This is a genomic window from Streptomyces sp. SBT349 (genome assembly GCF_001083795.1).
Taxonomy (GTDB): domain Bacteria; phylum Actinomycetota; class Actinomycetes; order Streptomycetales; family Streptomycetaceae; genus Streptomyces.
In genome coordinates this window covers 1-5,120 of sequence record NZ_LAVK01000550.1, presented here as the reverse complement: position 1 = coordinate 5,120, position 5,120 = coordinate 1, and the positions used below count along the sequence as shown (strand labels likewise).

Sequence of the window (5,120 nt, the reverse complement as noted above, 5' to 3'; positions counted from 1 at the left end):
TCGACCTCCCCACCGCCGTCCTCGCCGCAGGCCGCCACGCCGGACTCATCCCCGTCGAACGCTGCGCCGCCCTCCTCGCCGGCATCCGCGACGACCACCTCGTCCTGCGCCCCTCCTTCTTCCAGCTGAAGAACATCCGCGACGCCCGCCGACAGGGCCTCCCCCTCCACCTCATCGCCCACGAAGACGTCCTCGTCTTCCGTAAGCCCGGCGCCCCAGCCCAGGACCGCCGCCCATGCACCCGGCCCCGGCGGTCAGCACCGTCCCGTACCCGCGTACGTGGCTGCATCGCGTTTGACCACCCAACTCGCGAGAACTCGGGCGGGCGCCGATGACGAGGGCTCAGAAGGGCGAGAGCGCCGCACGCACCACGGACGCGTTCGATGACCCTGCGGTGACGTCGCCCTGGGAACTCGCTTTCCGGTTTGATCCCCCTGAGCCGGTTCTCACTCCGGCCGCTGCGGGCACCCTGCTGCGCATTCTGCTTCGGCGGGCCGGCCAGAGACCGGGCGAGGCCGTAGCAGACGCGGCTGGCCCTCTGGTGAAAGGCGAGCTATCCATGGACGACCCGGGAATCCGGGACCTTCCGCAGGTCACCGATCAGGTGAAGGAGTCTCCTGATGAACCCTGACACCACCGCGCCTCCCTGGCGCGCCAGCCCACACCGACCACTCGCTGACGCACCGGGAGGTGCCGGCGGGCTGCGGTTCGCGTTCAGCGGGCGGGTGTCGACCGAGGACCACCAGGACCCGGAGGCCTCACGGCTGTGGCAGCTGGGGCGGGCCGAAGCGCTGATCGCTCCCGCGGGCGGGCGGATCGTGGCGGAGTACTTCGACGTGGGCCAAAGCCGCGCGCTGCCGTGGAAGCGCCGCCCCCGGGCGGCAGCACTGCTGGCGGCTCTGGCGGATGGGGCGCGCGGTTTCGACGCCGTGGTGATCGGGGAGCCGCAGCGGGCGTTCTACGGCAGCCAGTTCGGCACGACGTTCCCGCTGTTCACCCACTACGGCGTGCCGTTGTGGGTGCCGGAGGTGGGCGGGGTTATCGATCCGGACAACGAGGCCCACGATCTGATCATGTCGGTCTTCGGCGGCATGTCGAAGGGCGAGCGCAACCGCATCCGGATCCGGGTCCACTCGGCCATGGCCTCCCAGACCCTGATGGAGGGGCGCTACCTGGGCGGACGTCCGCCCTACGGCTACCGACTGGTTGATCGGGGGCCTCACCCCAACCCCGGCAAGGCCGCCGACGGCAAACGCCTCCACGGCCTGGACCTCGATCCCGAAGCCGCGCCGGTCGTCGTCCGGATCTTCCGTGAGTTCCTTGCCGGGCGGGGGATCTTCGCCATCGCTGAGGGCCTGACCTGCGATGGGATCCCCAGCCCATCCGCTCATGACCGCGCCCGGAACCCGCACCGGGACGGGCGGGCGTGGAACAAGTTCGCCGTCCGCACGATCCTGACCAATCCCCGCTACACGGGTCGGCAGGTGTGGAACCGGCAGCACAAACACGAGAGTCTTCTCGATGTCGAGGATGTCACCCTGGGCTACACCACTAGCATGCGGTGGAACACCCAGGACAAGTGGATCATCTCCCGGAACGTCGTCCACCCCACGCTGGTCGACGACGACACCTTCGCCCGGGTCCAGGAGACCTTCGAAACCCGGCGCCGCACCGGGACGCCGCACCAGGGCCACCGCACCAAGAACCCCTACCTGTTCCGCGGACGGATCACCTGCGGCGTCTGCGCCCGCCGCATGCAGGGCCAGTGGTCACACGGAGACGCCTACTACCGCTGCCGTTTCCCCGAGGAATACGCCCTGGCCAACCGAGTCCGACGCCCCCGCAACGTCTACGTGCGGGAGAGCTGGCTCACCCCGGCCATCGACGGATGGATCGGCACCGTCCTCGCACCGCACCGGCTGACGGAGACCATCGACCTGATGGTTCTCGGCAGCGACGCGGGCGAACCGGATCCGCACGCCATCCAGACCGCCCAGGCACTGCTCACCTCCTGCGACACCAAGCTCGCCCGCCACCGCGCCGCCCTGGAAGCAGGGGCCGATGCCACTCACGTCACCCAGTGGATCGCGGAGACCCAGCAGCAACGACGCGCCGCCGAGGCACAACTCCGCGCTGCCCAGCAGCCGACGGCACAGGCTCCCCTGTCCCCCGACCAGGTCCGCCGGGTCGTGCGGCAGGCATCCGATCTGGCCACGACGCTGCACCACAGTGGTAAGGACGACAGAGCCGCGTTGTACCGCCTGCTGAGCCTGAGGCTGAACTACGACGTCAGCGCCCGGCTGGTGCACGTCACCGCCACACCGGGCGAACCGGACAGAAAATCCCCACGGGAAACCCGTGGGGAAATGGTTGGTGTCCGAGGGGGGACTTGACTCAAAACCCCAACTCCTCGTCATCCGAGGTGACCTGCGCCTTTGCCCGGCAGCCCCGGTGGGAGGCGCCTCGTGATGACCCGTACCGAAGTCCCGGCTCGCGCGACCAACCTCCCCGTCCCGCCTGGTCAGCAATCCTCTTCTGAGTATCGAACGGTGATGCGGTCGGTCACCGTCATCATGGGCGCGGTGATTGGGCTGACGTTCCTGTTCGGGTTCGGCAACGTCCTGGCGCTGGGCCTGCGGCTAGTGCTGTGACCGGGAAGGTTCGCCGGGTTGGTGGTCGTGGCGGTTGGATGGGCAGTGACGTTTGTTGCGACGGCTGGAGGTGTGGTGGCCGAGCCTGTGCGGGTGCGCAGACTGACCGATCAGGAAGGGCGGAAACTGCAGCAGATCGTGCGCCGGGGCAGCACCAGTTCGGTGCGCTACCGGCGGGCGATGATGCTGCTGGCGTCCGCCGGCGGGAACCGCGTCCCGGTGATCGCCCAGCTGGTCCAGGCCGACGAGGACACGGTGCGGGAGGTGATCCACCGGTTCAACGAGATCGGCCTGGCGTGCCTGGACCCTCGGTGGGCGGGAGGCCGTCCCCGCCTGCTCGATGATGATGAGGAGGACTTCGTCATCCAGACGGCCACCACCCGCCCCGCCCGGCTCGGGCAGCCTTTCACCCGCTGGTCGATCCGCAAACTCGCTGCCTATCTGCGCCGTGTGCCCGGCCATATGATCCGCATCGGCCGTGAGGCCTTACGGTGCCTGCTCGCCCGCCGCGGGGTNNNACCTTCCAGCGCACCAAGACGTGGAAGGAATCCCCCGACCGCGAACGCGACGCCAAGCTCGACCGGATCGAGCAGGTGACCCAGCGTTTCCCGGACCGGGTCTTCGCCTTCGACGAGTTCGGCCCCCTGGGGATCCGGCCCACCGCGGGGTCGTGCTGGGCCAAGCAGGGCAGGCCCGACCGCCTGCCGGCGACCTACCGCCGCACCCACGGCGTCACCTACTTCCACGGCTGCTACTCGGTCGGCGAAGACCGGCTGTGGGGCGTCAACAACCGCCGCAAGGGAACCGCGAACACCCTGGCAGCCCTGAAATCGATCCGTGCGGCCCGCCCGGACGGGGCCCCGGTCTACATCGTCCTGGACAACCTGTCCACCCACACCGGAGCGACGATCCGCCGCTGGGCGGACAGGAACAAGGTCGAGCTGTGCTTCACCCCGACCTACGCCTCCTGGGCCAACCCGATCGAAGCCCACTTCGGCCCGCTGCGGCAGTTCACCCTGGCCAACTCCCACCACCGCAGCCACCCCGCACAGACCCACGCCCTGCACGCCTACCTGCGCTGGCGCAACGCCAACGCCCGCCACCCCGACGTGCTCACCGCCCAACGCCGAGAACGCGCCCGCATCCGCAGCGAGAGAGGCATCCGCTGGGGCGGAGGTGCCAGATGCCCGGCGGCGTGAAGGATCAACAACCGGTACAGCCCACTCCCGCATCACGGACCGCGAGGAGCTCTGCATGGACCACCGGGACGTCGACGCCGCCGTGGCAGAGATGCTGGGGGTACTTGGCCCCCGTACCGCCGGGGACTGGACGGTGCCAGCCGGGCCGCTCGAATGGACCTGCTGGCAAACAGCAGCCCACGTCGGCCATGACCTGCTGGCCTACGCAGCGCAACTGGCAGCACGACCTGCCGATGCCTACCTTCCCATCGACCTGAACGTCCGCCCCACTGCCTCGCCGGCCGAAGTACTCCAGGCCGTCACCGCCTGCGGCGGACTGCTCAGCAGCGCCCTGGCCACAGCCAACCCCGCTCTGAGGGCCTGGCACTGGGGTCCGTGCGACCTCGAAGGTTTCGCGGCGATGGGCGTCGCCGAGACCCTGCTGCACACCTACGACATCACGCAGGGACTGTCCGTGGACTGGCTGCCGCCAGCACCGCTGAGCGCGGCAGTACTCAACCGGCTCTTCCCCGCCGCCCCGTCCGCAGACCCCATCCAGGTACTCCTCTGGTGCACCGGCCGCGGAGAACTCGACGGCCTCCCTCGCCAAACCTCGTGGAGGTGGGAAGCAGCACGACCAGGCTGATCGACCTGACCCCGGTAAACATTCCCGGTCACAGCACTAGAGGGTTCGCAACGCAGGCCAGGCGAGGACGATGACGCGCTTCCGCTGGTGTTCCTCATCACCCCTAGAGGGTTCGCAACCGCGCCGCCCAACACCCGAGGCCTCGTTACGGCGGGGGTTCCTCATCACCCCTAGAGGGTTCGCAACGGGTGCGCTGAGCCTGTGGCGCAACCCCGGTCTACGCGTTCCTCATCACCCCTAGAGGGTTCGCAACGTCTCGATCATCAGCAGCCCGGGGTCGTCCATCCCGAGTTCCTCATCACCCCTAGTGCTGTGACCGGGAAGGTTGGCCGGGTTGGTGGTCGTGGCGGTTGGATGGGCGGTGAGGTCCGCTGCGATCGCTGGAGGTGTGGTGGCCGAGCCTGTGCGGGTGCGCAGACTGACCGATCAGGAAGGGCAGAAGCTGCAGCAAATCGTGCGCCGGGGCAGCACCAGTTCGGTGCGTTACCGCCGGGCGATGATGCTGCTGGCGTCCGCCGGTGGGAACCGCGTCCCGGTGATCGCCCAGCTGGTCCAGGCCGACGAGGACACGGTGCGGGAGGTGATCCACCGGTTCAACGAGATCGGCCTGGCGTGCCTGGACCCTCGGTGGGCGGGAGGCCGTCC

Annotated in this window: 6 protein-coding genes and 1 pseudogene; 6 read left to right on the top strand and 1 reads right to left on the bottom strand. The window is 69.1% G+C overall.

Features of this window, described 5'->3' with window-relative positions:
• On the bottom strand, positions 1 to 182 hold a 182-nt coding region (locus tag ADY01_RS39565), incomplete at its 3' end, for a hypothetical protein (RefSeq protein WP_049580713.1).
• Between the two features lie 438 nt (positions 183 to 620).
• Between ADY01_RS39565 and ADY01_RS34440 the strand changes: the two genes are divergently transcribed.
• The 6 genes and pseudogenes from ADY01_RS34440 to ADY01_RS34425 form a co-directional block, all read left to right on the top strand.
• Entirely contained in the window at positions 621 to 2,393 is a 1,773-nt protein-coding gene (locus tag ADY01_RS34440) for a recombinase family protein (protein ID WP_078900855.1), read from the top strand.
• Between the two features lie 75 nt (positions 2,394 to 2,468).
• The gene (locus tag ADY01_RS39560) at positions 2,469 to 2,651 is read left to right on the top strand and encodes a hypothetical protein (protein ID WP_159001619.1); all 183 of its coding nucleotides are present in this window, start codon (positions 2,469 to 2,471) and stop codon (positions 2,649 to 2,651) included.
• Between the two features lie 75 nt (positions 2,652 to 2,726).
• A pseudogene (locus ADY01_RS41155) lies at positions 2,727 to 3,166 on the top strand (helix-turn-helix domain-containing protein); the annotation flags it as partial.
• Positions 3,167 to 3,169: 3 nt separating this feature from the next.
• Positions 3,170 to 3,850 (top strand): IS630 family transposase (locus tag ADY01_RS41150; RefSeq protein WP_234320529.1); only part of this gene is annotated, 681 nt, incomplete at its 5' end.
• Between the two features lie 55 nt (positions 3,851 to 3,905).
• Positions 3,906 to 4,475: a maleylpyruvate isomerase N-terminal domain-containing protein gene (locus ADY01_RS34430; protein ID WP_049580712.1), complete on the top strand. Its 570-nt coding sequence runs from the start codon at positions 3,906 to 3,908 to the stop codon at positions 4,473 to 4,475.
• 391 nt (positions 4,476 to 4,866) lie between these two features.
• On the top strand, positions 4,867 to 5,120 hold a 254-nt coding region (locus tag ADY01_RS34425; RefSeq protein ID WP_049580711.1), incomplete at its 3' end, for a helix-turn-helix domain-containing protein.